Here is a 26,990-nt window from a genome sequence, read left to right as displayed (position 1 = left end):
CGACCCGTGGGTTCCTGCCTGCGCGATCACCTCCGAACGGAGCCTCCACTTTCGAAGCTGCCGCAGGCAACTTTTACGGCCGAATCGGCGTTTGATTGCCTTGGACTCCCGGAACCGAGGTGCTATCCCAGCCCCGACCTTCAGTGGCCGCCAGGCTCCTCCCGCGCGGGCGTACACCGCCTCCAAGCGCCTCATTTCAGACGGATTTCAGACATGACGCAGGTCGATCACACCCGTATGGCCAACGCGATCCGCGGCCTTTCGATGGACGCCGTCGAGAAGGCGAAATCGGGTCATCCCGGCCTGCCGATGGGTGCCGCCGACATCGCCACGGTGCTGTTCACGCAGTTCCTGAAATTCGACGCCGCCGCGCCCGCCTGGCCCGACCGCGACCGTTTCGTGCTCTCGGCCGGCCACGGCTCGATGCTGCTCTATTCGCTGCTGTATTTGACCGGCAATTCCGAGATGACGCTGGATCAGATCAAGCAGTTCCGCCAAGTCGACTCGCTCACCCCGGGACACCCCGAGAATTTCCGCACCAACGGCATCGAGACCACGACCGGCCCGCTCGGCCAGGGCATCTCGACCGCGGTCGGCATGGCGCTCGCCGAGAAGATGCTCGCGGCCGAGTTCGGCAAGAAGATCGTCGATCACCACACCTATGTGCTCGCCTCCGACGGCGACCTGATGGAAGGCGTGTCGCAGGAAGCGATCGCGATGGCCGGGCACTGGAAGCTCAACAAGATGATCGTGCTCTATGACGACAACGGCATCTCGATCGACGGCCCGACCTCGATCTCCGATTCCGTCGACCAGGTGAAGCGTTTCAAGTCGGCGGGCTGGGCCGCCGAGAGAATCGACGGCCACGATCAGGCGGCGATTGCCGATGCCATCACGCGCGCGAAGAAATCCGGCAAGCCGACGCTGATCGCCTGCCGCACCACCATCGGTTTCGGCGCGCCACACAAGCAGGGCACCTCGAAGGTGCATGGCGAGGCGTTAGGGGCCGAGGAGCTCAAGGCCGCCAAGGAAAATCTCGGCATCTCGCTCGAGCCGTTCGCGGTCGCCGACGACGCGCTGAAGGCGTGGCGTGCAGCCGGCAGCCGCGGCGCTGCGGCGCGCCAGGAATGGGAGGGCCGGCTCGGCGAACTCGGCAGCCGCAAGCGCGCCGAGTTCGAGCGCCGCCTGCGCCATGAACGTCCGGCCTCGCTCGCAAAGGCCGTGCGCGCGTACAAGAAGGAATTGCTGGAAAAGCCGATGATCGCGGCCACCCGCAAATCCTCGGAAGCCGTGATCGAAGTCATCGCCGGCGCCATGCCGATGGAATTCCTCGCAGGCTCGGCCGACCTCACCGGCTCCAACAACAACAAGGCGAAATCGGCGACGGCGTTCTCGGCCAAGACGCCGAAGGGCCGCTTCATCCATTACGGCATCCGCGAGCACGGCATGGCCGCGGCGATGAACGGCATTTTCCTGCATGGCGGCTTCGCGCCGAACGGCGCGACCTTCCTGGTGTTCACCGACTATGCCCGTCCCGCGATGCGCCTTGCCGCGCTGATGGGCTCCGGCGTCGTCTACGTGATGACGCACGATTCCATCGGCCTCGGCGAAGACGGCCCGACCCATCAGCCGGTCGAGCATCTCGCCGCGCTTCGCGCCATTCCGAACATGCGCGTGTTCCGCCCGTGCGATTCCATGGAGGTCGCCGAGTGCTGGGAGCTCGCGCTCAACCGCATCGACGGCCCGACCGTGCTGGCGCTGACGCGCCAGAACCTGCCGCAGCTGCGCACCACCGCACCGAACGACAACCCTTGCGCACAGGGCGCCTACGAGCTGGTCGCAGCCCAGGGCGAAGCCAAGGCGACGCTGTTCGCCTCCGGCTCCGAGGTCGAGATCGCGGTCGCCGCCCAGAAGCAGCTCGCGGAACGCGGCATCGCGTCGCGCGTTGTCTCCGTTCCCTCGCTCGAGCTGTTGTTAGCGCAACCAGAGGCCAAGCGCGCCGCGATCATCGGCAACGCACCGGTCAAGGTCGCGATCGAGGCCGCCGTGCGCTGGGGTTGGGATGCCGTGATCGGCCAGGATGGCGAATTTATCGGCATGCATTCGTTCGGCGAAAGCGGCCCTGCAAAGGAGCTTTACAAGCATTTCGGCATTACCGCCGAGGCTGCGGTTAACGCTGTGCTGAAGCGCGTTACCTGAGAGTTGAGCTTGCCGCAAAAAAGGACTACGTAATCTCTCATATGATCAAGCACCGCCCGGCCGAACCGGGCGCCCGCCCCTAAAAAACCCTCGCAGGCGCGCATAGCGCGTTGTGCGGGATGACAACGGTCATTGAAGGAGACGAAACATGGCAGTCCGCGTCGGAATTAACGGTTTTGGCCGCATCGGCCGCAACATCCTGCGGGCTATCGCCGAGTCCGGCCGCAAGGACATCGAGGTTGTCGGCATCAATGACCTCGGTCCGGTCGAGACCAACGCCCATCTGCTCCGCTTCGACAGCGTCCATGGCCGTTTTCCCGGCACCGTGACCGTCGACGGCGATACGATCAATCTCGGTGGCGGCAAGATCAAGGTGACCGCCGAGCGCGATCCCTCGAAGCTGCCGTGGAAGGATCTCGGCGTCGACATCGCGATGGAATGCACCGGCATCTTCACCTCGAAGGACAAGGCGTCCGCGCATCTGACCGCCGGCGCCAAGCGCGTGCTGGTCTCCGCGCCCGCCGACGGCGCCGACGCCACCATCGTCTACGGCGTCAACCATGAGACGTTGACCAAGGAGCACCTGGTCATCTCCAACGGCTCCTGCACCACCAACTGCCTGGCGCCGGTTGCCAAGGTGCTGAACGATCTCGTCGGCATCGAGACCGGCTTCATGACGACCATCCACGCCTATACCGGCGACCAGCCGACGCTCGATACGATGCACAAGGATCTTTATCGCGGCCGTGCGGCTGCGATGTCGATGATCCCGACCTCGACCGGTGCTGCGAAGGCGATCGGCCTCGTGCTGCCGGAGCTCAAGGGCAAGCTCGACGGCGTCGCGATCCGCGTGCCGACCCCGAACGTCTCGGTCGTCGACCTCAAGATCATCGCCAAGCGCGCCACCGACGCCAAGGAAATCAACGCGGCGATGAAGCGCGCCAGCGAGCAGCAGCTCAAGGGCATCCTCGGCTACACCACCGCGCCGAACGTCTCAATCGACTTCAACCACGACCCGCACTCCTCGACCTTCCACGAGGACCAGACCAAGGTGCAGAACGGCACGCTGGTGCGCGTGATGTCCTGGTACGACAACGAGTGGGGCTTCTCGAACCGCATGGCGGACACCGCCGTCGCGATCGCGAAGGTGATCTAACCAAGGTCTCGTGTCCCGGGCGCGGTGCAGCGCCTCAGCGCTGCTCCGCAGAACCGGGACCCATTCAACCGCGGGACTCGCTGTCATGTGGGTCCCGGTTCTGCAGCGCATCGCTCCGCGCTGCGCAGCACCCGGGACAAGAGAGATGACGAACAAATTCCGCACCCTCGACGACGTCGACGTGAAGGGCAAACGCGTGCTGCTGCGCGTCGATCTCAACGTGCCCATGGACAATGGCCGCGTCAGCGACACGACCCGGCTCGAGCGCGTCGCGCCGACCATCACCGAAATCTCGGACAAGGGCGGCAAGGTCATCCTGCTCGCCCATTTCGGCCGGCCGAAGGGGCGCGATGCCAAGGACTCGCTCAAGCCCGTCGCTGAAGCGCTTTCGAAGGTGGTGAAGAAGCCGGTCGCTTTCGCCGACGACTGCATCGGGGAGCCCGCGGCCACGGCCGTAGCCAGCCTGAACGACGGCGACATCCTGTGTCTGGAAAATACCCGCTTCCACAAGGAAGAGGAAAAGAACGATCCGGCCTTCGTCGCGGAATTGGCAAAGCTCGGCGACATCTGGATCAATGACGCGTTCTCGGCGGCGCACCGCGCCCACGCCACGACCGAAGGCCTCGGCCACAAGCTGCCGGCCTATGCCGGCCGCACCATGCAGGCCGAGCTAGATGCGCTGGAGAAGGCGCTGGGCTCGCCGACCAAGCCTGTCATCGCGATCATCGGAGGCGCAAAAGTCTCGACCAAGATCGACCTGCTCGAAAACCTCGTCAGCAAGGTCGATGCGCTCGTGATCGGCGGCGGCATGGCCAACACCTTCCTGCACGCCCAGGGCGTCGGCGTCGGCAAGTCGCTGGCCGAGAAGGATCTCGCGCCGACCGCGCTGCGTATCATGGAGAAGGCGGAAGCGGCCAACTGCGCCATCATCCTCCCCGTCGACGCCACCGTTGCCTATCATTTCGCCGCCAACGCGCCGTCGCACGCCTACGGACTCGATGCGATCCCGGCCGACGGCATGATCCTCGATGTCGGCCCGCAATCGATCGCCCGCGTCCACGCCGCGATCGACGATGCGGCGACCTTGGTCTGGAACGGACCGCTCGGCGCCTTCGAGATGCAGCCGTTCGACCGCGGCACGGTCGCGGCCGCCCGGCACGCCGCCGAGCGCACCAAGGCCAAGAAGCTGATCTCGATCGCAGGCGGCGGCGACACCGTCGCGGCGCTCAACCAGGCCCATGTGGCCGGTGACTTCACCTATGTCTCGACCGCCGGTGGCGCGTTCCTCGAATGGATGGAAGGCAAGCCCCTGCCCGGCGTCGAGGTTTTGCGCGTCAAGTAAGCCAGATCGGCGAGTAATCAGCGGCCCCGCAAGGCCCCAACGGGAGAAAAAGACAGATGGCTCGGATCACGTTACGTCAATTGCTCGACCACGCGGCGGAGAACGATTACGGCGTACCGGCCTTCAACATCAACAATATGGAGCAGGCGCTGGCGATCATGGACGCGGCCAACCAGGTCGACGCGCCCGTCATCATCCAGGCCTCGCGCGGTGCGCGCTCCTACGCCAACGACGTCATGCTCAAGCACATGATGGACGCGGTCACCGAGATCTATCCGCACATTCCGGTCTGCGTGCATCTCGACCACGGCAACGAGCCGGCGACCTGCATGACCGCGATCCAGGCCGGCTTCACCTCGGTGATGATGGACGGCTCGCTCAAGGCCGACGGCAAGACCCCCGGCGACTGGGGCTACAATGTCGGCGTCACCAAGACCGTGACCGACATGGCCCATCTCGGCGGCATCTCGGTGGAAGGCGAGCTTGGGGTGCTCGGCTCGCTCGAAACCGGCATGGGCGACAAGGAAGACGGCCACGGCGCCGAAGGCAAGCTCAGCCACGACCAGCTCCTGACCAATCCGGACGAGGCCGTGAAGTTCGTCCAGGAGACCAGGGTCGACGCGCTCGCGATCGCGATGGGGACCTCGCACGGCGCCTACAAATTCACCCGCAAGCCGGACGGCGACATTCTCGCCATGAACGTGATCGAGGAGATCCACCGCAAGCTGCCGAACACGCATCTGGTGATGCACGGCTCCTCCTCGGTGCCGCAGGACCTGCAGGAGATCATCAACGCCAATGGCGGCAAGATGAAGCCGACCTGGGGCGTGCCGGTGTCCGAGATCCAGCGCGGCATCAAGAACGGCGTGCGCAAGATCAACATCGACACCGACAACCGCATGGCCATGACCGGCCAGATCCGGAAAGTGCTCAAGGACAATCCGGAAGAGTTCGATCCGCGCAAGTACCTGAAGCCCGCCATGGAAGCCATGACCAAGCTGTGCAAGCAGCGGCTCCAGGAGTTCAACACCGCAGGCCAGGCCTCCAAGATCAAGAAGGTCCTGACCACCGCCGAGATGGCCAAGCGCTACGCCAAGGGCGAGCTGGACCCCCGCGTCGCGTAGCGATCGCGCGGTGGCGTAAGCCGCTCAAGCCCATTCCCGGGTCATTCCGGGACACGCCAACGGGTCCGCGCGAATGCGTGGCCCGATGACAGGCTCCGTGTGGGCCCGGAATCCATAACCACAGCCTTGGGTTATGGATTCCGGGCCTGCGCCTTTCGGCGCATCCCGAATGACAGAAATCCCCCTTTACCCTGCGACGAACGTTAACTCGGCAATTGCCCGAGAACGGTCTATTTTCACGGGCAAGGGCAGAATCGTTTTGGGAGGACCTCTCGATGAATCTGACTGAGCTCAACAGAATCGCGACCGCCATGGTCGTATCAGGCAAGGGTATCCTCGCCGCCGACGAATCCTCCGGCACCATCAAGAAGCGTTTTGACGCGATCGGCGTGGACTCGACCGAAGGCAACCGCCGCGACTATCGCGAGATGCTGTTCCGCTCGAAGGACGCCATGAGCCAGTACATCTCCGGCGTGATCCTCTATGACGAGACGATCTGGCAGGATGCCAAGGACGGCACGCCGCTGGTCAGGCTGATCGAGCAGAGCGGCGCCATTCCCGGCATCAAGGTCGACGAAGGCACGCAGGCCCTGCCGATGTGCCCGGGCGAGCTCGTGACGGTCGGGCTCGACAGGCTGGCCGAGCGACTGAAGAAATACTATGAGCGCGGCGCGCGCTTCGCAAAATGGCGCGCGGTGATCGACATCGGCAGCGGCATCCCCTCGATGACCGCGATCAGCGTCAACGCCCATGCGCTGGCCCGCTATGCCGCGCTGTGCCAGGCCGCACAGATCGTGCCGATCGTCGAGCCCGAGGTGCTGATGGACGGTGATCACGACATCGACCGCTGCTATGAGGTGACCACCCGCGTCCTCAACAAGACGTTTCAGGAATTGCGCATGCAGCGCGTCGCGCTCGAAGGCATGGTGCTCAAGCCCAACATGGCGATATCCGGCAAGAAGTCACCGAAGCAGGCCTCCGTCGAGGAGGTCGCCGAGAAGACGATACGGCTGCTCAGGGCTTGCGTGCCCGCGGCCGTGCCCGGCATCGCCTTCCTCTCCGGCGGCCAGTCGGATGAAGAGGCGACCGCGCATCTCAACGCCATGCACAAGCTCGGTCCGCTGCCCTGGGGCCTGACCTTCTCCTACGGCCGCGCCCTGCAAGCCGCGCCGCAGAAAGCCTGGTCCGGCAAGGCCGAGAACGTCGCGGCCGGACAAACCGCCTTCAGCCATCGCGCGCGAATGAACGGCCTCGCCTCAAAGGGCGAATGGCAAAGTAGCCTGGAAAAGAAGGCAGCCTAGACCTTGTCGAACAAACCGCCTCCGCCGCGCCCGGCGCCGCGCCTCTATCTCGCGACGCCCGTCGTCGATGATCCCGCTGCGCTCGTCGCCGAACTGCCGGGCCTGCTCGCCGCCGCCGACGTCGCGGCCGTGCTGCTGCGGCTGAAGGAGACCGACCAGCGCACCATGATCTCGCGCATCAAGGCGCTCGCGCCGCCGGTGCAGAAAGCGGGCGCCGCGCTGCTCGTGGAGGACCATGCCGAGCTGGTCGCGCGCGGCGGCGCCGACGGCGCGCACCTCCCCGGCATCGCCGCGCTGAAAGAGGCGCTGCCATCGCTCAAGCCCGATCGCATCGCCGGTGTTGGCGGGCTGACGACGCGGCACCATTCCATGGATGCGGGCGAGATGGGAGCGGATTACGTGATGTTCGGCGAGCCCGATGCGAAAGGCCAGCGTCCCCAGGCGCAAGCGATCGCGGAACGGCTGGACTGGTGGGCCGAGCTGTTCGAGCCGCCCTGCGTCGGCTTTGCCATGTCGCTGCAGGAAGCCCACGACTTCGCCGCCAGCGGCGCCGATTTCGTCCTGGTCGGCGAGTTCATCTGGGCCGATCCGCGCGGGCCCAAGGCCGCGCTGAGCGAGGTCGACGCTGCGATCAAGAACGCCTATGCGACGGCGACGGCCAGCCAAAATCCTGCGAGCCAGGAGCACGGCTAGCGCCCGACATGAAGCTCCCCTGCATCACCATGCTGGCCACGCTGCTGCTCACAGTGCCCGCGGCCGCGCAGCTCCAGATCACCCCGCCGGCTGCGACGCCGAGCGCGCCTGCCGAGAAGCAAAAGCCCAAGCCGCACACGATCACCAAGAAGAAGGAGGCCGCGCCGGCGCCGAAGCCGTCAGCCTCGCCCAAGCCGACCTCCTCGCCCAAGCCGGCGACCGTGATCCCCGCGCCTTCTACCGACAATTCCAATGTCGATCTGGTGTTCGGCGCCTATCAGCGCGGCCAGTATAAGACCGCGTTCGACCTCGCCACCGCCCGCGCGCAAGCCGGCGATCCCAAGGCGATGACCATGCTCGGCGAGCTCTATTCCAATGCCATGGGCATGCGGCGCGACTACGCCAAGGCAGCCGAATGGTACAAGCGCGCGGCCGATGCCGGCGACCGCGAGGCGATGTTCGCGCTCTCCATGCTGCGCATTTCGGGCCGCGGCGGCCCGATCGACAAGAGCGAGGCGGTCAAGCTGATGGCGTCCGCCGCCAAGCTCGGCGAGCCCAGGGCGGCCTATAACCTCGCTCTGCTCTATCTCGACGGCCAGACCCTGCCGCAGGACGTGAAGCGCTCCGCCGAGCTGCTACGCCAGGCCGCCGATGCAGGCCTGCCCGAGGCGCAATACGCGCTGGCGACCTTCTACAAGGAAGGCACCGGCGTGCCGAAGGACGCTGAACGCTCGGTGCGGCTGCTCCAGGCCGCCTCGCTCGCCGACAATGTCGACGCCGAGGTCGAATATGCCATCGCCATGTTCAACGGCACCGGCACCCCGAAGAACCAGCCGGCTGCCGTCGCCCTGCTCCGCAAGGCATCCCGCCAGGGCAGCGCGATCGCGCAGAACCGGCTGGCGTGGGTGCTGATCAACGGCGTGGGCACGTCCGTGGACAAGATCGAGGGCTTCAAATGGCACCTGGTGGCCAAAACCGCCGGCAAGGGCGACCCGGAGCTCGACAAGCAATTGTCCGACCTGCCGGCCGAGGACCGGGCCAAGGCGGAGGCTGCCGCCAAAAAATGGCTCGGGACCAAATGACTTGACCTGAGGGCCCTTGCAGGGCACCCAATCCCCAAACAGGCGCGATTTCCCGCCATTTCCCCCGATCAAGACCAGAGCTCATGCTGTATTCCGCCACTATCAACGTCATGGTCAAAGCCGCGCGCCGCGCTGGCCGCAGCCTCAAGCGCGATCTCGGCGAGATCGAGCATCTCCAGGTCTCGCTGAAGGGGCCGGCCAATTTCGTCTCGCTCGCCGACAAGCGCGCCGAGGAGATCCTCTACCAGGACCTCGCCAAGGCGCGGCCCGGCTACGGCTTCATCGGCGAGGAGGGCGGCACGCGCGAGGGCTCCGACAAGAGCCACACCTGGATCGTCGACCCGCTCGACGGCACCACCAACTTCCTGCACGGCATCCCGCAATTCGCGATCTCGATCGGCCTCGTGCGCGAGGGCACGATCATTGCGGGCGTGATCTACAATCCCGCCAATGACGAGCTCTACATCGCCGAGCGCGGCAAGGGCGCCTTCCTCAATGACCAGCGCCTGCGCGTCGCCGGCCGCCGCCAGCTCAACGAATGCGTGGTGGCCTGCGGCCTGCCCCATATCGGCCGGGGCGACCACGAGGAATTCCGCCGCGAGATGACCGCGATCCAGGACCGCGTCGCGGGCCTGCGCCGCTTCGGCGCCGCCTCGCTCGACCTCGCCTTCGTCGCCGCCGGCCGCCTCGACGGCTATTGGGAGCGCAATCTGCAATCCTGGGACATCGCCGCCGGTATGCTGATGGTGCGCGAAGCCGGCGGCACCGTGAGCGACATCGCGACGCCGGGCGATGCGCTGGTCACCGGGCACGTGGTGTGCGGGAATGAGTACGTGCACGGGGAGCTGGTGAAGATTTTGCGGAAGCCGGCGTAGCAGTAGACGCGCTAGCCAATCACTCCGCTGTCATCATCCGCGAAGGCGGATGATCCAGTATTCCAGAGACGCTAAAGCATGATCCGGAAAAGTGCGCAGCGGTTTTCCGAAAAGATCATGCTTAAACAACAACCTAAAGCGCGATGACGATTCATCCTCATCGCATCGCGCTTTAGTGGGATCTGGAGAAGCCGCAGCGTACTGGATGCCCCGCCCCCGTGCGCAATTGCGCACCAGGCGGGGCATGACAGTTTGCCTTATGACTTGACCGGCGCCGGCGGGCCGTACGGCTCGCCTTGCTTCGCGGCCTTCGGCTCCCTGTCCCCAGCCAGCACGCGCTGCACCGAGACGAAGAACACCGGCACCATCAAGAGCGCCAGGATCACGACCGCGATCATGCCGCCCATCACGATGCTGCCAAGCGCTTGCTGGCTGGCGCCGCCGGCGCCGTGGGCGATGGCCATCGGCAGCACGCCGCAGATGAAGGCGAGGCCCGTCATCAGGATCGGGCGGAAGCGCAGGCGGCAGGCCTCGATGGTGGCTTCCACCAGCGGCTTGCCTTCTTTCCGCAAATCCTTCGCGAATTCGATGATCAGGATCGCGTCCTTTGCCGCAAGGCCAATGATGGTGATCAGGCCGACGGTGAAATAGACATCGTTGGGCAGGCCGCGCAGCATGGCCGCGATCACCGCGCCGACGATGCCGAGCGGCACCGTGAGCAGCACCGCGAGCGGAATGGTCCAGCTCTCGTAGAGCGCGGCGAGGCACAGGAACACCACGAACACCGACAGACCGAGCAGGAACGGCGCCTGCGAGCCCGACAGCTTCTCCTGGAGCGACTGCCCGGTCCATTCGTAACCGAAGCCGCGCGGCAGCCGGCCGGCAAGGCGCTCCATCTCGGCGATCGCATCACCCGAGGTGAAGCCGGGCTTGGCCTCGCCGGAGATGCGCACCGCCGGATAATAGTTGAAGCCTGCGATCTGGGTCGGGCCTCGCGCCCATTCCACCGTGGCGAAGGACGAGAACGGCACCAGCTGGCCGCGGCTGTTCTTGACGTTGTAGTTGAGGATGTCCTCGGTCCGCATGCGGTCGCGAGCGTCGGCCTGCACCACGACGCGCTGCATGCGGCCGCGGTTCGGGAAGTCGTTGATGTAGTTCGAGCCGAGATTGGTCGAAATCGTGTTGTTGATGTCCTCGAAGGTGACGCCGAAGGCGCCGGCCTTCTCGCGGTCAATCATGAGATTGACCACCCCGGCCTCGGGCAGGCCCTCGACATAGACCTTCTGGAGCACGGAACTGGCGTTGGCTTCCGCGATCAACTGATCGGCGGCGCGCATCAAGGCTGGATAGCCTTTCTGTCCGCGGTCCTGGAGGCGGAACGAGAAGCCCGACGAATTGCCGAGATTGTCGATCGGCGGCGGCTGCAGGGCGGAGATTTTGGCATCGCGGATCGACGCCCCTAGATCGCGGTTGATGTCGTTGACGATCGCCGCGGCCGAATCCTTCGGTCCACGCTCCGACCAGTCCTTCAGCGTGATGAAGGCCTGCGCGGTGTTCATGCCCTGGCCGGAGAAGCTGAAGCCGGTGAGGAAAGTGACATCTTTCACGCCCGGCCGCTCGGCGAGATATTTCTCGACCTTCTCGATCACGGCCTCGGTGCGGGGATAGGACGAATCCGACGGCGTCTGCACGTCGGTGGTGACGAAGCCCTGGTCGTCGATCGGCAGGAAGCCGCCCGGCAGGCTGACGAAGGCCCAGGACAGGCCGACGAGCAGCGCGACATAGACCAGCATCAGCCGGCCGGTCCGCTTCAGCGAGAAGCCGACGGTGCGGGAATAGCCTTCCTTGCCGCCTTCGAGCATGCGGTTGAACCAGCCGAACACGCCCCGCTTCGCATGACCGTGGCCGGCAGCGACGGGCTTGAGCAAGGTCGCGCACAGCGCCGGCGTCAGCGAAAGCGCCAGGAACGCGGAGAAGCCGATCGCCGCGACCATGGTCACGGAGAACTGGCGGTAGATGATGCCGACCGAGCCCGGGAAGAACGCCATGGGCACGAACACCGCCATCAGCACCAGGGTGATGCCGATGATGGCGCCCGATATCTGCGACATCGCCTTGCGCGTCGCCTCCTTCGGCGGCAGCCCCTCCTCGCTCATGATGCGTTCGACGTTCTCGACCACGACGATGGCGTCGTCGACGAGGATGCCGACCGCGAGCACCATGCCGAACATCGAGAGCATGTTGATGGAATAGCCGGCGAGCAGCAGCGTGGTGCAGGCCCCCAGAAGCGCCACGGGCACCACGATGGTCGGGATGATGGTGTAGCGGATGTTCTGGAGGAACAGGAACATCACCACGAACACCAGCACCACGGCTTCGACCAGCGTCATCAGCACCTTCTTGATCGAAGCCTCGACCACGGGCGTGATGTTGTAGGGAATCTCGTAGGTGATGTTGGCCGGGAAGAAGCGCGACAGCTCCTTCATCTTCTCTTCGACCGCGCTCGCCGTCGCCAGCGCATTGCCGGTCGGCGACATCAGCACCGAGAGACCGGCGGTCGGCTTGCCGTTCAGGCGCGTGTTGAACTGGTAGCTGAGGCCGCCGACCTCGATACGAGCGACGTCGCGCAGGCGCACGGTCGAGCCGTCGGCATTGGCGCGCAGGATGATGGCGCCGAATTCATCCGGGGAAGAGAGCTGGCCCTTGACCAGCACCAGCGAGGAGGTGCGCTGGCTCGAGGTCGACGGCTCGGCGCCGATGCTGCCCGAAGCGACCTGCGCGTTCTGCGCGGCAATCGCCTTGTTGACGTCGTCGGCGGTGAGCCCGTAGCCGACGAGCTTGGCCGGATCGACCCAGACGCGAAGCGAGCGCTCGGTCGAATAGAGCGTGGCGCGGCCGACGCCGGGGATGCGGCGGACTTCGCCGAGCACGTTGCGGATCATGAAATCGCCGAGCCCGACCTCGTCGAGGCTGCCGTCGGTCGAATTCAGCGTGATGATCTGGAGCACCGCGCTCGAGGCTTCCTCGATCAGGATACCCTGCTGAATCACCGCGCGCGGCAGGCGCGCCTCGACCCGCTTGATGCGGTTCTGCACCTCGACCGAGGCCGCGCTGGTATCGGTGCCGGGCACGAAATTGGCGATGATCTCGACCTGGCCGAGCGAGTCGCTGGTCGATTCGAAATTGAGGATGCCGGAGGCGCCGTTGAGCTCCTCCTCGATCAGGCGCGTGACGCTGTTGTAGAGGTTTTCGGGCGAGGCACCGGGATAGCTGGTCGAGATCGAAATCGAGGGCGGCGCGATGATCGGATATTGCGCGATCGGCAGCAGCGGCACGGCAATCGCGCCGATCAAGCAGATGAACAGCGCGACCACCCAGGCAAAGATTGGCCTGTCGATGAAGAAACTCGCCATGGCGCGTTACCGCGTGAGCTTCTGGGCGTGCCGGTTGTCCGCGGTCGCGTCCGCCTCCGACCAGGATTGCGGCTTGACCTTGTCGCCGGCGGCGAACTTCTGGAAGCCTTCGACCACGACCTTGTCGCCGGCCTTCAGGCCCTCGGTGACGAACCAGATTCCGTCCTGCACCGAACCCGTGCGCACCGCCTGCACCGCGATGTGGTTGTCGTCCTTGACGACGAATACCTCGCTGCCGCCGCCACCATTGCGCTGGATCGCCTGCTGCGGCACCGCGATCGCGTCGCTATCGAGGCCCTGGTCGATGCGGACGCGGACATACATGCCCGGCAGCAGTTCGCGCTTAGGATTGGGGAACTCGCCGCGCAACGTCACCTGCCCGGTGTGGGCATCGACCTTGGCGTCGGAGAACAGCAGCTTGCCGTCGAGCGAATAGAGCGTGTTGTCGTCGAGCACCAGATGCACCTTGGCGGCATCGGAGGCGATGCGCTCGAGGTCGCCGGTCTCGAAGGCGCGGCGGAGTTGGTTGAGCTCGGTCACCGACTGGGTGAAGTCGGCGTAGATCGGATCGAGCTGCTGGATGGTGGCGAGATTGGTCTCGTTCTGAACGGCGAGCGCACCCTCGCTGACGAGAGCCGCACCGACGACGCCGTCGATCGGCGCGCGCACGGTGGCATAGTCGAGATTGAGCTTGGCACGCGCGAGCTCGGCCTTGCGGCCCTCGACCTCGGCATGGGCCTGGCGCTCGGCCGCGATAGCCTTTTCGTTCTCGGCTTCCGGGGCGGCGCGATCCTTGGTCAGGGTGGCGATGCGGTGCGCCTGCTGCTTGGCCTGCATCGCAGCGGCCTCGGCCTTGGCGAGCGCCGCCTCGTTGGCCAGCACCTCGACCTCGAACGGACGTGGATCGATGCGGTAGAGCGGATCGCCTGCCTTCACCTCGCTGCCCTGGCGGAACAGGCGTTCCACCACGATGCCGGAGACGCGCGGCCGCACGTCAGAGACGCGCGTCGGCGCGATGCGGCCGGGCAATTCCCGGACCACGGCGCGCGGCTGCGGCTTGACGATGACGATGCTGACGTCCGGATAGGTGGGCGGGGCGGCAGACACGGCGGAGCTGGATTCATCGCAAGCACCAAGCAGCGGCGCCAGGGCCGCGAGCAGTATTGCAACGCATGCCGATCGCGCGCGAAGTCCTGACATGAAGTTTAGTGCCCCGATATTGTTGAAACTGATCACGCTCCGCGCGCGGCCCGTTCTGGGCGATTCCGTGCGGCTGATGCCGTCAAAATAGAATGCACCTGCTGCGATGCAACGCATGCTGCGGGCGGCTCATTGTCACACAATGTATCTTGTTGAACTTATGTAGCTTTCATGGACTCACCTGATTGTGAGTCAGGTTCCATCGCCGCGTGCTGCGGCGGAACATCGCAATTACCCCGCAGCTTTCATCCGGTAGTGGCTGACGCCCCATTCGGTTCCATCGGCATAGCCGAACAGGCCCGATGTCGCGAGCAAGTACCAGCGCCAGCGCCGCATCCACAGGCAGGTCTGTTCGCCATAGACCTGGCGCAGGGACGCCTCGATCGCGTCCCGATGCGCGTCGAACTTGGCGAGCCAGTCGTTGGCGGTGCGCTGATAATGCGCGCCGCTCCAGCACCATTCCTTCTCGACCGTGAAGATGTCGTGGAATTGCCTGACGAGGTGATGGCTCGGCATCAGCCCGCCCGTGAAGACGTGCTGCGCGATCCAGTCCTCGCGATCGAGCCGGTCGAACAGCTGCGAGCCGGAGCGATGGGTGACGATCTGCATGAAGAAGCGCCCATCCGGCGCGAGCCATGACCGCAGCCGCGACATCAGCTTGCGCCAGTTCATCATCTGCTCGAACATCTCGACCGAGACGATGCGGTCGAACTGGCCGTCGGGCGCGAACACGTTCATGTCCGCCGTGACCACGCGCAGGTTCAGCAAGCCGCGCCGCCGCGCCTCCTCCTCGACATGAGCGCGCTGCGCCGGCGAGGTCGACACCGCCGTCACCCTGGCGTGCGGAAACTGCCGCGCCATCCACAGCGACAGCGAGCCCCAGCCGCAACCGAGCTCGAGGATGGTCTGGCCGTCGGCGAGGCCGGCATGCTCGACCGTCTGGCGCAACGCCTCCTCCTCCGCCTCCTGCAAGGTGGTCGCATCGGTCTTGTAGAAGCAGCAGGAATATTTGCGGCTGGGGCCGAGCATTTCGGCGAAGAACGCCGCGGGCACGTCCTCACGCCCGGCCTCCGCGTTTTCGGCGATCGGCCGCAGCATCATCCGCCCGGCGAAAGCGGCGTCGGCGGCCGCATCATGCGCGGCAAGGCGGGTTGCACTGCGGGAGCACAGGCGCTGGATCGCGGCGCGGATCACGACGTCCGGCAACGGCACGCGTTCGGCAGTCCCGATGATCGCGGAAACGACGCTCATGCGCCCCCCATGGCGAATCGCTGCAGATACCTGCTTATCAAAGCCCCGCTTTCGGTCCGGGTTCCCCGAGCTGTCCCCGAAATCGGCGCATCCGGCGCTTTTTTTGAGCCGGCGCTGTGCCATAGTGCGCGCCGCACGCAAGCTTTTGGAATGGATGATACCGGCCATGCCGTCAGGCACCTCGCCCCGCTCCCCCATGGATATCGAGTACACAAAGCTATCCTCACCCAGCGTTTTTCTGGTGCGGATGCTGGTCTTCCTGGTGCTGTGCACGCTGGTCAGCGTGGTGCTCTACAAGCAGATCATCCAGGCCTTCTTCGCCAATCCCGGCCTCAATGCCCTGATCGGCGGCGTGCTGTTCATCGGCATCATCCTGGCCTTCCGCCAGGTCATCCGGCTCTACCCTGAGGTGTCCTGGGTCAACAATTTCCGCATCGCCGATCCTGGCCTGGCGCCAGCCCGGCACCCGAAACTGCTGGCGCCGATGGCGGCAATCCTCGGCGGCGAGCGCTCCGGGCGGATGTCGATCACCCAGACCACCATGCGGCATTTGCTCGATTCGATCGCGACGCGGCTGGATGAAGCCCGCGACATCTCGCGCTACATGACCGGCCTCCTAGTCTTCCTCGGCCTGCTCGGCACCTTCTGGGGCCTGATCGAGACGGTCGGCTCGGTCGGCAAGGTGATCGACGGGCTTAAGGTGGGCGGCGATTCCGGCGCACTGTTCGACACGCTGAAGGAGGGCCTCGCAGCCCCGCTGGGAGGCATGGGCATCTCGTTCTCCAGCTCGCTGTTCGGCCTCGCCGGCTCGCTGATCCTCGGCTTCCTCGATTTGCAATCGAGCCAGGCGCAGAACCGCTTCTATACCGACCTCGAAGACTGGCTTGCCACCACCGTGCGCGAATATGGCAGCGGCGAGGTCGCGGTCGCTTCCGGCGGCGGCGGCGGCGGGGTCGCCAGCGGCGAGCTCCAGGCCGCGGTCGAACGCTTACGCTCCGTGCTCGAGGAAGGCAGCGCCAGCCGCGGCACCACGGCGGCGATGGCGAGCCTCGCCGAGGCGATCCAGGCGCTGGTCTCGCACATGCGCACCGAGCAGCAGATGATCCGCGAATGGGCCGACGGCCAGGGCGAGCAGAACCGCGAGATCCGGCGTCTGCTGGAGCGCATCGCCCGCCAGCCGGAAAAGAGCTGAGACGATCTCGTGCCCCGGACGCGACGCAGCATGAAATGATGCGTCGCTGAGCCGGGGCCCAGCGTCAGGGACAATATGGTCCCGGCTCTGCGAAGCAGCGTTACACGCTGCATCGCGTCCGGGACGAAGGTGGAGACGGACAACATGGCTCTAGCGCGCGGCCGCCGCAGCGAAGGCGCCTTCAACTACTGGCCCGGCTTCGTCGACGCGCTGTCGACGCTGGTGCTGTCGATCGTGTTCCTGCTGTCGGTGTTCCTGGTGGTGCAGTTCTTCCTGTCGCAGGAGGTCACCGGCAAGGACAAGGCGCTGGAGCAGCTCAACGCCAAGATCGCCCAGCTCAACGAGCTTCTGTCGCTGGAGAAGCTCGGCAAGCTCACGCTCGACGACCAGGTCTCGCAATTGAAGGCCGGCCTCGCCTCGGCTGAGACCGAGCGCGACCGCATCAAGGGCCTCTACGATGGCCTCGCCGCCGCCGGCAGCGACGCGCAAGGCAAGACCTCCGAGCTCGGCAAGGCGCTGGATTCGGAGAAGGCGGTCTCGGCGCGGGCGCTGGCCCAGATCGAGGTGCTGAACCAGCAGATCAGCGCGCTCCGGCGGCAATTGGCGGCGCTGGAAGAGGCGCTCGATGCCAGCGAGAAGCGCGACAAGGAATCGCAAAACCGCATTGCCGATCTCGGCTCGCGCTTGAACGTCGCGCTGGCGCAGCGCGTGCAGGAATTGTCGCGCTACCGCTCGGAATTCTTCGGCCGCCTGCGCGCCATCCTCGGCAACCGGCCCGACATCCGCATCGTCGGCGACCGCTTCGTGTTCCAGTCCGAGGTGTTCTTCGACACTGGCCAGGCGGTGCTTCTGCCCGAGGGCCGCGCCGAGCTCGACACCTTGGCAGCCGCGCTGATCGAGCTCGACAAGAAGATCCCGAGCGACATCCCCTGGGTGCTGCGCGTCGATGGCCATACCGATGTGCGTCCGGTCAACGGTCCGAACTTCAAGTCGAACTGGGACCTGTCCGCGGCCCGCTCGATCTCGGTGGTGCAATATCTGGTCTCGCTCGGGGTGCCCGCCCAGCGCCTCGTCGCCGCCGGCTTCGGCGAATTCCAGCCGCTCGATCCCGGCAACACGGAGGAGGCCTACAAGCGCAATCGCCGCATCGAGCTGAAGCTGACGGAGCGGTAGTGAGCGCGATCCACCTCCGCCCCTACGCGGCCTCCGACGAAGCCGCCGCGATCGACCTCTGGCATCGCACCTGGCAGCAGGCCTATCCGCAGATCGACTTCGCGGCACGGCTGGAATGGTGGCGCGAGCGCTGGCTGAGGGATCTGGTACCGAAGGCGTCCATTGTCGTCGCCGAGCAGAATGGTGCCCTCACCGGCTTCGTCACCATCGACGGCGACGGCTATCTCGACCAGCTCGTGGTCGATCCGGATCACTGGGGCTCGGACGCAGCACGGCTGCTGGTGGACGAGGCGAAACGCCTGTCGCCATCAGGCATTACGCTGCTCGTCAACAAGGACAATTCCCGCGCCATCCGCTTCTACGAGCGCAACGGCTTTGCGCATGCCGGCGACGACGTGAACCCGACCTCGGGCCGGCCGGTGCTGAAGATGGCCTGGCGGGCGTAATTCTGGCGGGCGTGAGGCCCGTCACGCAGGGATCCTGCGAGGTCGGTTATTCGTTGTGTCAGCGATGACAAGCGAATGGAGGCGATCGATGCGGCTGCGCGATCTTGCCAAGGGTTCCTCGGTGTTTCTGGGCGTCATCGTCGCCGGATATTTATCGACGACCTATGTCGACCAGCGTTTTGCTGCGCCCGAGGTCTCCAAATCAACAGAGACGGCATCAGCGTCAGCCTGCGTCGGAGAGGACGGCAGCTGGAAGAACTGGCCGTGGCCAAATGTGCCTGCGCTCTCGCCGAAGTGCAAATAACTTACGTACGCGAAGCTTCCGCCGCAATCTCAACTGTCATTCCCGGCGAAGGCGGGGAATCCAGTACGCCGGGGCTTCTCGATTGATCACGACTGTCTCGGAGTACTGGATCGCCCGGTTCCGCGGGCGATGACACTGTCGTTGTGGTGACGCTCGCAGCGCCTCACGCCCCCTCGAACTGCAACCTCGCCAGCCGCGCATAGAGCCCGTTCGCGGCCACGAGCTCGGCATGGGCGCCCTGCTCGACGATCTTGCCCTGGTCCATCACCAGGATGCGGTCGCAGGACAGGACGGTGGCGAGGCGATGCGCGATCACCAGCGTGGTGCGGTGGCGCATCAGCTCTTCCAGCGCGGTCTGCACCAGCGTTTCGCTCTCGGCATCGAGCGCGGAGGTGGCTTCATCGAGCAGCAGCAGCGGCGCATCGCGCAGGATGGCGCGTGCGATCGCGATGCGCTGGCGCTGGCCGCCGGACAGCGTCACGCCGCGCTCGCCGAGCGGGGTGTCGAAACCTTCGGGCAGGCGGCGGATGAATTCGGCGGCGTGCGCGAGCTCGGCGGCGCGCTCGACCTCGGCATCGGTCGCATCGGGCCGGCCGAAGCGGATGTTCTCGCGGGCGCTTGCGGCGAACACGTTCGATTCCTGCGGCACCAGTGCGATGCGCGCACGGAAGTCGCGGGGATCGGCGGATTTGACCGGCACGCCGTCGAGCGAGATCGCGCCGCTGCGCGGGTCGTAGAACCGCAGCAACAGGTGAAAGATCGTGCTCTTGCCGGCGCCGGACGGACCGACGATCGCGACCTTCTCGCCGGGGCGCACCGTGAATGAGACGGTATCGAGCACATTGACGTCGCGCCGCACCGGATAGGCGAAGCTGACCCGGTCGAAGCCGACCTCGCCGCGTGCCGGCACCGGCAGCGCGCGGGGAGACGCGGGCGCCTTGATGTCGGGCTGCACATGCAGGATCTCGAACAGCCGCTCGGCCGCGCCTGATGCCGCCGAGACCTCGCCCCAGACCTCGCTGAGCTGGCCGAGGCCGGCTGCGGCGAACACCGCATAAAGCACGAACTGACCGAGCCGGCCCGGCGAAATCGCGCCGGTGAGGACGTCATGCGAGCCGATCCAGAGGATCGCGACCACGCTTGCGAACACGATGAAGATGATGATGGCGGTGAGCACGGCGCGCGCCTGGGTCGAGGTGCGCGCGGCCTCATAGGCCTGCTCGACCTCGCCGCCGAAACGCTTCTCGGCGAATGGCTCGCTGGTATAGGCCTGCACGGTGCGGATCGCGCCGACCAGCTCGCCCGCATAGGCAGAGGCTTCTGCAAGCGTGTCCTGCGCATTGCGCGACAGACGCCGCACCCACCGCCCGAAGGCAACCAGCGGCAGCACGATCAAGGGGATGGCCAGCAGCACGAAGCCCGACAGCTTCGGGCTGGTGATCACCATCATCGCCGCGGCGCCGAGGAACATCATCAAATTGCGCAGCGCGATCGACACCGAGGCGCCGACGGCCGATTTGAGCTGGGTGGTGTCGGCGGTGAGCCGCGAGATCAGCTCGCCGCTGCGTGCGGAATCGAAGAAAGCGGGAGACAGCGAGAGCAGATGGGCGAACACGTCGCGCCTGAGGTCGGCGACGATGCGCTCGCCGATCGTCATCACGAGGTAGTAGCGTGCGGCGCTGGCGAGCGCGAGCACGCCGACCACCGCGAGCATCACCGAGAAGTAGCTGTTGATCAGCTCGATGCCTTCGGGCGTCAGGCCGAAATCGATCATCCGGCGCACCGCGACCGGCACCAGCAGCGTGGTCAGGGCCGCGACCGTGAGTGCGACGAAGGCCAGCGCCGCCCGACCGCGATAGCGGTTCACATAGGGCGCCAGCGCGAGCAGAGGCCGCAGCTTGGCGCGGCCCTTGGCCGGCTCTTCGATCAGCTCGGCCTCGATCGAGGGGGTGTCCGCGGCGTTCATTCCGCGCTGATCGACATACTGGTCATCAAGCCGTTCCACTGCGCTCATGAGATCCAACCCATTGCATTCGTTTGCTCCCAATAGGCTGGTGCAAGGGTAGTGGCAAATCCGGGAAGTCCCTTAGGGGCAAACCCGGTTCACCGCCCGGGATGGCTTGTTTTAGCGGGTTTCGTGAGGTATAGAGCCGCCCAAATCCGTCATTCGATAGCCACCCAAGAAGGCGCCGGGGCGCCGAGGAATTGCCATGAAAGCCGAAATTCACCCGAACTATCATACAATTAAGGTCGTGATGACCGACGGAACCGAGTACCTGACCCGCTCGACCTGGGGCAAGGAAGGCGACACGCTGAACCTCGACATCGACCCGAAGTCGCACCCGGCCTGGACCGGCGGCAACGCCCAGCTGATGGATCGCGGCGGCCGCGTCTCGCGCTTCCAGAAGAAGTTTTCGGGCTTTCTCAAAAAGGATTGATCCGGCCCGCAAAGGCTGGAGACGAAAAACGCCCCCGGAAAACCGGGGGCGTTTTTGTTTTTGGAGGTGCCTGACCAAAGCCGAGATTTCGTAGGGTGGGCAAAGCGAAGCGTGCCCACCAAACCCCTGTTGTAGTCCCAAATGAGAGATGGTGGGCACGGCGCTGCGCGCCTTTGCCCACCCTACGGCACCTGTGAACTACGGCACCTATCGCTCGAACGCCGCCTTCAGCGCGTTGAGGTGCGGCACCAGCGGATTGCCGATCGCGATGTGTTCGGCCGGCGGGGTGTGGATGGTGGTGTCAAGGCGGCGGACGCGGGTCTGCAGGCTCATCGAGCGATGGATCAGATCCTGGAGCTGCGAGGGCAGCTTCTCGATGGTGTCGGTGGGGCCGGGATCGGCCGCGCTGAGCTTGACCTTGGTCTTCTCGCGATTGGCCTGGCTCAGCGTCATCTCGCCTTCCTTCACCGCGCGGTGCAGCAGCAGCCACGAGGCGAGCTGCATCAGGCGGGTGGTGAGACGCATGCTCTCGGTTGCGTAGGTGAGGCTCACGGCACGGTCGAGCGCCTTGGCCTCGGTGCGGCCGGCGCCGTCGAGATAGGCGGCGGTCTCTTCGACGAGGTCCATGCCCTCGCGGAACAGGACGCCGAACGCCGCAGAATTGGTGAACCGCTCGCTGAGTTGAACGAGAGCGCCGTCGGCCTGCAAACGTTCCATGGTTAACGCCTCTTACGCAACTGTTTGACTGCCCGGCTTTGGCGCCGGCTTATGATGAACAAATCATTGCGCGGGCGGGACGCGGAGTCCAGTGACAAGCGCTGATATGGTTTCCGCGGGTCATTCCTCGGAATGCAACTGCGCGGAGACTCTTGTTTTGACGCATATTCTTGACGCGAAGCGGTAGCCACGCCGCTCGAAACCCTGTGCGCAAAACGCAAAAAAGAGCCGCCGGAGACCGGCGGCTTTGAAAGTTGATAACAGGGAGGCGTCAAACAGAGTGGACAGGAGCCACTCGGTGTCCAAACGAGGACAGCTCCAGTCATAAACCCGAAAGCTTAATCGACCGTAAACGAGCGAATTTTTTGAGGGTTCGTTAGCCATGTCGGCCAGTGACCGAGCGGGACGGGGAACAAAACTCGCAGTCGTCCCCCGGCGCAGGTCAGGCGTATTTTGCATAGGCTGGCGCAACACAATCCGGTGTCGTCCCGGACAAGCGTAAGCGCCGATCCGGGACCCATAACCACAGGAAGGAGCTGTTGCGCGGACTGGCAACTCCGCGTCTTCGCTAAACCACTCCCTGTGGTTATGGGTCCCGGATCGGCGCTCCGCTTCGCGGCGCTTGTCCGGGACGACAGCGGTGTGCGGCGGCTACGACTTGAAAAAGCTGTTCGCCGCATCGCGCGAGGCGCGCTTCTTCGTGGCGGCTTCTTCCAGCCTTGCGATCTCGGTCTTGAGCAGCGTGACGCGCTCGGTCAGTTCCTCGACCGACAAGAGTGAGAGGTCCTGCCCGATTTCATGGCTGATCTTCTTGCGCGGGCGGTCGTCGTCTTCCGTCGCCATCCTCGTTCCTCCTGCGTTCGCGCACACAATATTGAGGCGGTTGCCAGCTTGGATCACGCTGGCTAAGCAAGGGCCTCGTTCATCCCGCACCTTCACCCAAGGACACATCATGGACAAGCTGCCCGCGCAAATGACCGTGGTCGCCATCTCCAAGCCCGGCGGACCGGAAGTGCTGGTGCCGGAACAACGCAGCATTCCGCAGCCCGGTCCTGACGAGATCCTGGTCAAGGTGGAGGCCGCCGGCGTCAACCGGCCCGACGTTGCGCAGCGCTCGGGAGCCTATCCGCCGCCGCCCGGCGCCAGCGACCTGCCCGGTCTCGAGATCGCGGGCGAAGTGGTTGCCGTCGGCAGCAATGCCAAGCGGCACAAGATCGGCGACAAGGTGATGTCGCTGGTCGCCGGCGGTGGCTATGCGCAGTACTGCATCGCCCAGGACGCCCAGGCGATGAGCGTGCCGCCCGCGCTGTCCATGAAGGAAGCCGGCGCGCTGCCGGAAACCCTGATGACGGTCTGGCACAATGTGTTCGAGCGCGGTGGCCTGAAGGAAGGCGAGACCCTGTTGATCCATGGCGGCTCCTCCGGCATCGGCACCATGGCGATCCAGCTGGCGAAAGCGTTCGGTGCAAAAGTGTTCGTCACCGTCGGATCGCAGGACAAGATCGATGCCTGCCTCAAGTTAGGCGCCGACCGCGCCATCAACTACAAGACCGAGGACTTCGTCGCCGTGGTCAAGGAAGCGACCAACAAGGAAGGCGTCAACCTCATCCTCGACATGGTCGCCGGCGAGTATGTCGACCGCAACTATGATGCCGCCGCGGTCGACGGCCGGATCGTACAGATCGCGACCCTCAACGGGCCCAAGGTCAACGTCAACATCGCCAAGGTGATGGTGAAGCGCCTGACCCATACCGGCTCGACCCTGCGCCCCCGTAGTAATGCGGACAAGGCGGCGATGGTGGCCGCGATCGAGCAGAAAGTGATGCCACTTTTGCGCGAAGGCCGCGTCAAACCGCTGATGGACAGCACTTTCCCGCTGGAAAAGGCGGCCGATGCGCACCGGCGCATGGAAACGAGCGCACATATTGGCAAAATTGTGTTGGAGGTCTAGGCCAACGGCCCACGGGAGACGCCGGAAACCCTTTGATTTTCCTCGCTTTCGTGGCATCTATCGCGACGCACCGAACCACTTCCGTTCGGTTTGAAATCGTCTTCACTGAAGAGTTTGCGTCGAACGCGGAGAACTGGCCTTGCGTCTGATCAGGTGCCTCGCGCCCATCGCGCTGGGCCTCATGATTCTTGTCGCCGCGTATCCCGCGCGCGCGCTCGACGCCGTCAGCGTCCGCAGTGACGCGCCCGCGATCGACCTCACCGGTGTGCTCGAGCATCAGCGCAGCGATGCGGACCGCATCCAGGTCTCCACCGCGCCCGGCACCGACGGCATCGTCCGCCGCATCGAAGTGCGCGCCCGCGAGGGCGGACAGAACTGGGTGGTGTTCGCGCTCGCCAACAACACCGACGACCAGCTCGACCGCCTGATCGTCGCGCCGCATTACCGTATCGTTTCCTCGGGGCTCTTGTGGCCCGACCTCGGCCTGTCGCGCATTGCGACCATCACGCCCTCCACCGGCGACCGGCCGGAGCGACAGGAAAGCCCGACCGCCGACGTGTTCCGCGTCACGCTCGACCCCGGCGCCGTCATCACCTTCGTCGCGGAGCTGCGCACCGACAAGCTGCCGCAGCTCTATCTGTGGGAGCCGGAAGCCTACAAGGACAAGGTCAACTCGTTCACGCTGTACCAGGGCATCGTGATCGGCATCTCGGGCCTGCTGGCGCTGGTGCTGACCATTCTGTTCGTGGTGAAGGGCAGCATCATGTTCCCGGCCGCCGCGGCGTTGGCCTGGGCCGTGCTGGTCTATATCGGCGTCGATTTCGGCTTCTGGGGCAAGGTGCTCGACATGTCGAACAACGCCGAGCGCATCTGGCGCGCGGCGGGCGAAGCGATTTTGGCGGCCACGCTGCTGGTGTTCCTGTTCGCCTATCTCAATCTCAGTCGCTGGCATGTGCGCTATTCGCACATCACGGTGGGCTGGCTCGCGTTCCTGGGCTCGCTGGTGGCGCTGGCGCTGTTCGATCCCGCGGTGGCCTCCGGCATCGCGCGCATCTCGCTGGTGCTGATCGCCTTCGCCGGCTTCGCGCTGATTGTCTATCTCTCCACCCACGGCTTCGACCGCGCAGTGCTCTTGATCCCGACCTGGTTCCTGCTGGTGGTCTGGGTGGTCGCGGCCGGCATGACGGTCGCAGGTTCCGTCACCAACGACATCGTCGGCCCTGCGCTGCTCGGCGGCCTCGTGCTGATCGTGATGCTGATCGGGTTCACGGTGATGCAGCACGCTTTTGCCGGCGGCGGCGCCACCACCGGCGTCGTCTCCGACATCGAGCGGCGCGCACTGGCGCTGGCCGGCTCCGGCGATCTGATCTGGGACTGGGACGTCTCCGCCGACAAGGTTTTTACCAGCCCCGAGACCGAAGCCCTGCTTGGCCTCAAGCGCGGCACGCTCGAAGGGCCCGCGGCCTCCTGGCTCGAAGTGCTGCATCCGCTCGACCAGGATCGTTTCCGCGCCGCGCTCGACAGCGTGCTCGATCAGCGCCGCGGCCGTCTGGTGCAGGATTTCCGCCTGCGCACGCCGGACGGCCATTTCATGTGGTTCGCGCTGAAGGCGCGCCCGGTGGTCGGCTCGGACGGCGAGGTTTCGCGCGTGGTCGGCACGCTCACCGACGTCACCGAGCTGCGCAACGCCGAGGAGCGCCTGCTGCACGACTCCGTGCATGACAACCTCACCGGCCTGCCCAACCGCAAATTGTTCATGGACCGGCTGGGTGCGGTGGCGCATTTCGCCAAGACCATGCCGACGCTGCGGCCGACGCTGATGGTGATCGACCTCGACCGCTTCAAGCAGGTCAACGATTCCGTCGGCATCGCGGTCGGCGATTCCATCCTGTTGACGCTGGCCCGCCGCCTCACCCGGATCCTGAAGCCGCAGGACACGCTGGCGCGGCTTGCCGGCGACCAGTTCGGCCTGATCCTGCTCTCGGAGCAGGACCCGGCCCGCATCACCGCCTTCGCCGAGACCATCCGCAAGACCATCCGGGCGCCGATCGCCTTCAACGATCGCGAGATTTTTCTCACGGCCTCGATCGGTCTCGCCCTTTCCGATCCGCAAGTTCAGCTCACGGACGAGATCATCAAGGATGCCGAGCTTGCGATGTATCACTCCAAGCGCATCGGCGGCGACCGCATCGACGTCTACAAGCCCGCCATGCGCGCGCGGAAGACCGATCGCCTGACGCTGGAGAGCGAGTTGCGCCGCGCCATCGAGCGGCAGGAGCTCACGATCCTGTACCAGCCGATCGTGCGGCTGGAGGATCGTTCGGTCGCCGGCTTCGAGGCGCTGGTGCGCTGGGATCACCCGAAGCTCGGCCGCATGGCACCCTCGGAGTTCATCACCATCGCCGAAGAGACCGGCCTGATCGTCGACCTCGGCATGTTCGTGCTGGACCAGACCGCCAAGCAGCTTTCGATCTGGCAGCGCGCGATGCGCTCGCGCGAGCCGATCTTCGCCTCCGTCAACGTCTCCTCGCGGCAATTGCTGCGCCACGATCTGATCCACGACATCCGCACCGTGCTGTCGCGCTCCTCGGTGGCGCGCGGCACGCTCAAGCTGGAATTGACGGAATCGCTGGTGATGGAGAATCCGGAGCACGCAGCGCAGATGCTGACGCGGATCCGCGAGCTCGGCACCGGGCTGTCGCTCGACGATTTCGGCACCGGCCATTCCTCGCTGGCCTATCTGCAGCGCTTCCCGTTCGACACCATCAAGATCGACCAGTCCTTCGTGCGCACCACCAATCGCGGCACGCGGCCGGTGATCCTGAAGTCGATCATCGCGCTCGCGCATGATCTCGGCATGGATGTCGTCGCCGAAGGCGCCGAGACCGATTCCGACGCGGTCGAACTCTACCAGATGGGCTGCGAATACGCGCAAGGCTTTGCCTTCGGCGAGCCGATGGACGCGGACGCCGCGATGCGGCTGCTGACGGAAGTGCGGCTGGAAGCGGCGAGCTAGGCGCTCGTCCCTCCCCCGAATTCGGTCTCGTAGGGTGGGCAAAGGCGCACTTGCGCCGTGCCCACCATCCATCCAGCACTGCGACAGAAGTCGTGGGCACGCTTCGCTTTGCCCACC

At 65.4% G+C, this 26,990-nt stretch carries 21 protein-coding genes; 15 read left to right on the top strand and 6 right to left on the bottom strand.

Annotated features, from left to right (window positions below; genetic code table 11):
• Positions 1 to 213 precede the first annotated feature (213 nt).
• The 8 genes from tkt to RAD10_RS22290 all read left to right on the top strand — a co-directional run bounded on the left by tkt (position 214) and on the right by RAD10_RS22290 (position 9,772).
• Positions 214 to 2,199, top strand: a complete 1,986-nt coding sequence (tkt, locus tag RAD10_RS22325; RefSeq protein WP_461619273.1) for a transketolase — start codon at positions 214 to 216, stop codon at positions 2,197 to 2,199.
• Positions 2,200 to 2,347: 148 nt separating this feature from the next.
• Positions 2,348 to 3,355, top strand: a complete 1,008-nt coding sequence (gene gap, locus RAD10_RS22320) for a type I glyceraldehyde-3-phosphate dehydrogenase (RefSeq protein ID WP_091955997.1) — start codon at positions 2,348 to 2,350, stop codon at positions 3,353 to 3,355.
• Positions 3,356 to 3,500: 145 nt separating this feature from the next.
• Positions 3,501 to 4,697, top strand: a complete 1,197-nt coding sequence (locus RAD10_RS22315; RefSeq protein ID WP_461619272.1) for a phosphoglycerate kinase — start codon at positions 3,501 to 3,503, stop codon at positions 4,695 to 4,697.
• A gap of 56 nt (positions 4,698 to 4,753) precedes the next feature.
• The gene (gene fba, locus RAD10_RS22310; RefSeq protein ID WP_091955995.1) at positions 4,754 to 5,821 is read left to right on the top strand and encodes a class II fructose-bisphosphate aldolase; all 1,068 of its coding nucleotides are present in this window, start codon (positions 4,754 to 4,756) and stop codon (positions 5,819 to 5,821) included.
• Between the two features lie 275 nt (positions 5,822 to 6,096).
• The gene (locus RAD10_RS22305; protein WP_461619271.1) at positions 6,097 to 7,122 is read left to right on the top strand and encodes a class I fructose-bisphosphate aldolase; all 1,026 of its coding nucleotides are present in this window, start codon (positions 6,097 to 6,099) and stop codon (positions 7,120 to 7,122) included.
• Between the two features lie 3 nt (positions 7,123 to 7,125).
• The gene (locus tag RAD10_RS22300; protein ID WP_461619270.1) at positions 7,126 to 7,815 is read left to right on the top strand and encodes a thiamine phosphate synthase; all 690 of its coding nucleotides are present in this window, start codon (positions 7,126 to 7,128) and stop codon (positions 7,813 to 7,815) included.
• 8 nt (positions 7,816 to 7,823) lie between these two features.
• Positions 7,824 to 8,897, top strand: coding sequence for a tetratricopeptide repeat protein (locus tag RAD10_RS22295; RefSeq protein WP_461619269.1), 1,074 nt, complete (start codon positions 7,824 to 7,826; stop codon positions 8,895 to 8,897).
• Between the two features lie 83 nt (positions 8,898 to 8,980).
• The gene (locus RAD10_RS22290; protein WP_038971383.1) at positions 8,981 to 9,772 is read left to right on the top strand and encodes an inositol monophosphatase family protein; all 792 of its coding nucleotides are present in this window, start codon (positions 8,981 to 8,983) and stop codon (positions 9,770 to 9,772) included.
• 257 nt (positions 9,773 to 10,029) lie between these two features.
• Here RAD10_RS22290 and RAD10_RS22285 read toward each other — a convergent pair whose 3' ends face one another.
• The 3 genes from RAD10_RS22285 to RAD10_RS22275 all read right to left on the bottom strand — a co-directional run bounded on the left by RAD10_RS22285 (position 10,030) and on the right by RAD10_RS22275 (position 15,636).
• Positions 10,030 to 13,185: a multidrug efflux RND transporter permease subunit gene (locus RAD10_RS22285; protein ID WP_461619268.1), complete on the bottom strand. Its 3,156-nt coding sequence runs from the start codon at positions 13,183 to 13,185 to the stop codon at positions 10,030 to 10,032.
• Positions 13,186 to 13,191: 6 nt separating this feature from the next.
• Positions 13,192 to 14,385 (bottom strand): efflux RND transporter periplasmic adaptor subunit, encoded by a 1,194-nt coding sequence (locus tag RAD10_RS22280; protein WP_461619267.1) that lies wholly within the window; start codon positions 14,383 to 14,385, stop codon positions 13,192 to 13,194.
• A 231-nt stretch (positions 14,386 to 14,616) separates the two neighbouring features.
• Complete coding sequence (locus tag RAD10_RS22275; RefSeq protein ID WP_461619266.1) at positions 14,617 to 15,636, bottom strand: SAM-dependent methyltransferase; 1,020 nt, start codon at positions 15,634 to 15,636, stop codon at positions 14,617 to 14,619.
• A gap of 166 nt (positions 15,637 to 15,802) precedes the next feature.
• Between RAD10_RS22275 and RAD10_RS22270 the strand changes: the two genes are divergently transcribed.
• From RAD10_RS22270 to RAD10_RS22255, 4 genes are all read left to right on the top strand, one after another.
• Positions 15,803 to 16,828 carry a flagellar motor protein MotA gene (locus tag RAD10_RS22270; protein WP_461619265.1) on the top strand — a complete coding sequence of 342 codons (1,026 nt, stop codon included), beginning with the start codon at positions 15,803 to 15,805 and terminating at the stop codon, positions 16,826 to 16,828.
• Between the two features lie 144 nt (positions 16,829 to 16,972).
• Positions 16,973 to 18,001, top strand: coding sequence for a peptidoglycan -binding protein (locus RAD10_RS22265; RefSeq protein WP_091956046.1), 1,029 nt, complete (start codon positions 16,973 to 16,975; stop codon positions 17,999 to 18,001).
• Positions 18,001 to 18,447 (top strand): GNAT family N-acetyltransferase, encoded by a 447-nt coding sequence (locus tag RAD10_RS22260; protein ID WP_091955987.1) that lies wholly within the window; start codon positions 18,001 to 18,003, stop codon positions 18,445 to 18,447. Before RAD10_RS22265 ends, RAD10_RS22260 begins: the two co-directional genes overlap by 1 nt.
• 88 nt (positions 18,448 to 18,535) lie before the next feature.
• Positions 18,536 to 18,751 (top strand): hypothetical protein, encoded by a 216-nt coding sequence (locus RAD10_RS22255; protein ID WP_461619264.1) that lies wholly within the window; start codon positions 18,536 to 18,538, stop codon positions 18,749 to 18,751.
• Between the two features lie 163 nt (positions 18,752 to 18,914).
• Here the strand turns inward: RAD10_RS22255 and RAD10_RS22250 are convergent, their stop codons facing one another.
• A complete protein-coding gene (locus RAD10_RS22250) occupies positions 18,915 to 20,765 on the bottom strand; it encodes an ABC transporter ATP-binding protein/permease (protein WP_461619263.1) in 1,851 nt (616 codons plus the stop codon).
• A 196-nt stretch (positions 20,766 to 20,961) separates the two neighbouring features.
• On the opposite strand from RAD10_RS22250, the gene rpmE reads away from it, so the two are divergent.
• Positions 20,962 to 21,189: a 50S ribosomal protein L31 gene (rpmE, locus tag RAD10_RS22245; RefSeq protein WP_007599895.1), complete on the top strand. Its 228-nt coding sequence runs from the start codon at positions 20,962 to 20,964 to the stop codon at positions 21,187 to 21,189.
• Between the two features lie 207 nt (positions 21,190 to 21,396).
• Here rpmE and rcdA read toward each other — a convergent pair whose 3' ends face one another.
• Both rcdA and RAD10_RS22235 read right to left on the bottom strand, forming a co-directional pair.
• The gene (gene rcdA, locus RAD10_RS22240; protein ID WP_018318720.1) at positions 21,397 to 21,906 is read right to left on the bottom strand and encodes a protease adaptor protein RcdA; all 510 of its coding nucleotides are present in this window, start codon (positions 21,904 to 21,906) and stop codon (positions 21,397 to 21,399) included.
• 651 nt (positions 21,907 to 22,557) lie between these two features.
• Positions 22,558 to 22,749, bottom strand: a complete 192-nt coding sequence (locus RAD10_RS22235; protein WP_018318721.1) for a DUF1192 domain-containing protein — start codon at positions 22,747 to 22,749, stop codon at positions 22,558 to 22,560.
• A 109-nt stretch (positions 22,750 to 22,858) separates the two neighbouring features.
• Between RAD10_RS22235 and RAD10_RS22230 the strand changes: the two genes are divergently transcribed.
• Both RAD10_RS22230 and RAD10_RS22225 read left to right on the top strand, forming a co-directional pair.
• Positions 22,859 to 23,857, top strand: a complete 999-nt coding sequence (locus RAD10_RS22230; RefSeq protein WP_461619262.1) for an NAD(P)H-quinone oxidoreductase — start codon at positions 22,859 to 22,861, stop codon at positions 23,855 to 23,857.
• Between the two features lie 139 nt (positions 23,858 to 23,996).
• Complete coding sequence (locus tag RAD10_RS22225; RefSeq protein ID WP_018318723.1) at positions 23,997 to 26,873, top strand: EAL domain-containing protein; 2,877 nt, start codon at positions 23,997 to 23,999, stop codon at positions 26,871 to 26,873.
• The last annotated feature ends 117 nt before the right edge of the window (positions 26,874 to 26,990 follow it).

This window comes from Bradyrhizobium sp. 23AC, from assembly GCF_054863025.1.
This window is presented reverse-complemented; position numbering and strand designations above follow the sequence as displayed.

Coding starts and splice junctions, on each gene's coding strand:
- tkt (WP_461619273.1), top strand. CDS start 214: ATGACGCAGGTCGATCACACCCGTATGGCCAACGCGATCCGCGGCCTT.
- gap (WP_091955997.1), top strand. CDS start 2,348: ATGGCAGTCCGCGTCGGAATTAACGGTTTTGGCCGCATCGGCCGCAAC.
- RAD10_RS22315 (WP_461619272.1), top strand. CDS start 3,501: ATGACGAACAAATTCCGCACCCTCGACGACGTCGACGTGAAGGGCAAA.
- fba (WP_091955995.1), top strand. CDS start 4,754: ATGGCTCGGATCACGTTACGTCAATTGCTCGACCACGCGGCGGAGAAC.
- RAD10_RS22305 (WP_461619271.1), top strand. CDS start 6,097: ATGAATCTGACTGAGCTCAACAGAATCGCGACCGCCATGGTCGTATCA.
- RAD10_RS22295 (WP_461619269.1), top strand. CDS start 7,824: ATGAAGCTCCCCTGCATCACCATGCTGGCCACGCTGCTGCTCACAGTG.
- RAD10_RS22290 (WP_038971383.1), top strand. CDS start 8,981: ATGCTGTATTCCGCCACTATCAACGTCATGGTCAAAGCCGCGCGCCGC.
- RAD10_RS22285 (WP_461619268.1), bottom strand. CDS start 13,185: ATGGCGAGTTTCTTCATCGACAGGCCAATCTTTGCCTGGGTGGTCGCG.
- RAD10_RS22280 (WP_461619267.1), bottom strand. CDS start 14,385: ATGTCAGGACTTCGCGCGCGATCGGCATGCGTTGCAATACTGCTCGCG.
- RAD10_RS22275 (WP_461619266.1), bottom strand. CDS start 15,636: ATGAGCGTCGTTTCCGCGATCATCGGGACTGCCGAACGCGTGCCGTTG.
- RAD10_RS22270 (WP_461619265.1), top strand. CDS start 15,803: ATGCCGTCAGGCACCTCGCCCCGCTCCCCCATGGATATCGAGTACACA.
- RAD10_RS22265 (WP_091956046.1), top strand. CDS start 16,973: ATGGCTCTAGCGCGCGGCCGCCGCAGCGAAGGCGCCTTCAACTACTGG.
- RAD10_RS22255 (WP_461619264.1), top strand. CDS start 18,536: ATGCGGCTGCGCGATCTTGCCAAGGGTTCCTCGGTGTTTCTGGGCGTC.
- RAD10_RS22250 (WP_461619263.1), bottom strand. CDS start 20,765: ATGAGCGCAGTGGAACGGCTTGATGACCAGTATGTCGATCAGCGCGGA.
- rpmE (WP_007599895.1), top strand. CDS start 20,962: ATGAAAGCCGAAATTCACCCGAACTATCATACAATTAAGGTCGTGATG.
- rcdA (WP_018318720.1), bottom strand. CDS start 21,906: ATGGAACGTTTGCAGGCCGACGGCGCTCTCGTTCAACTCAGCGAGCGG.
- RAD10_RS22235 (WP_018318721.1), bottom strand. CDS start 22,749: ATGGCGACGGAAGACGACGACCGCCCGCGCAAGAAGATCAGCCATGAA.
- RAD10_RS22230 (WP_461619262.1), top strand. CDS start 22,859: ATGGACAAGCTGCCCGCGCAAATGACCGTGGTCGCCATCTCCAAGCCC.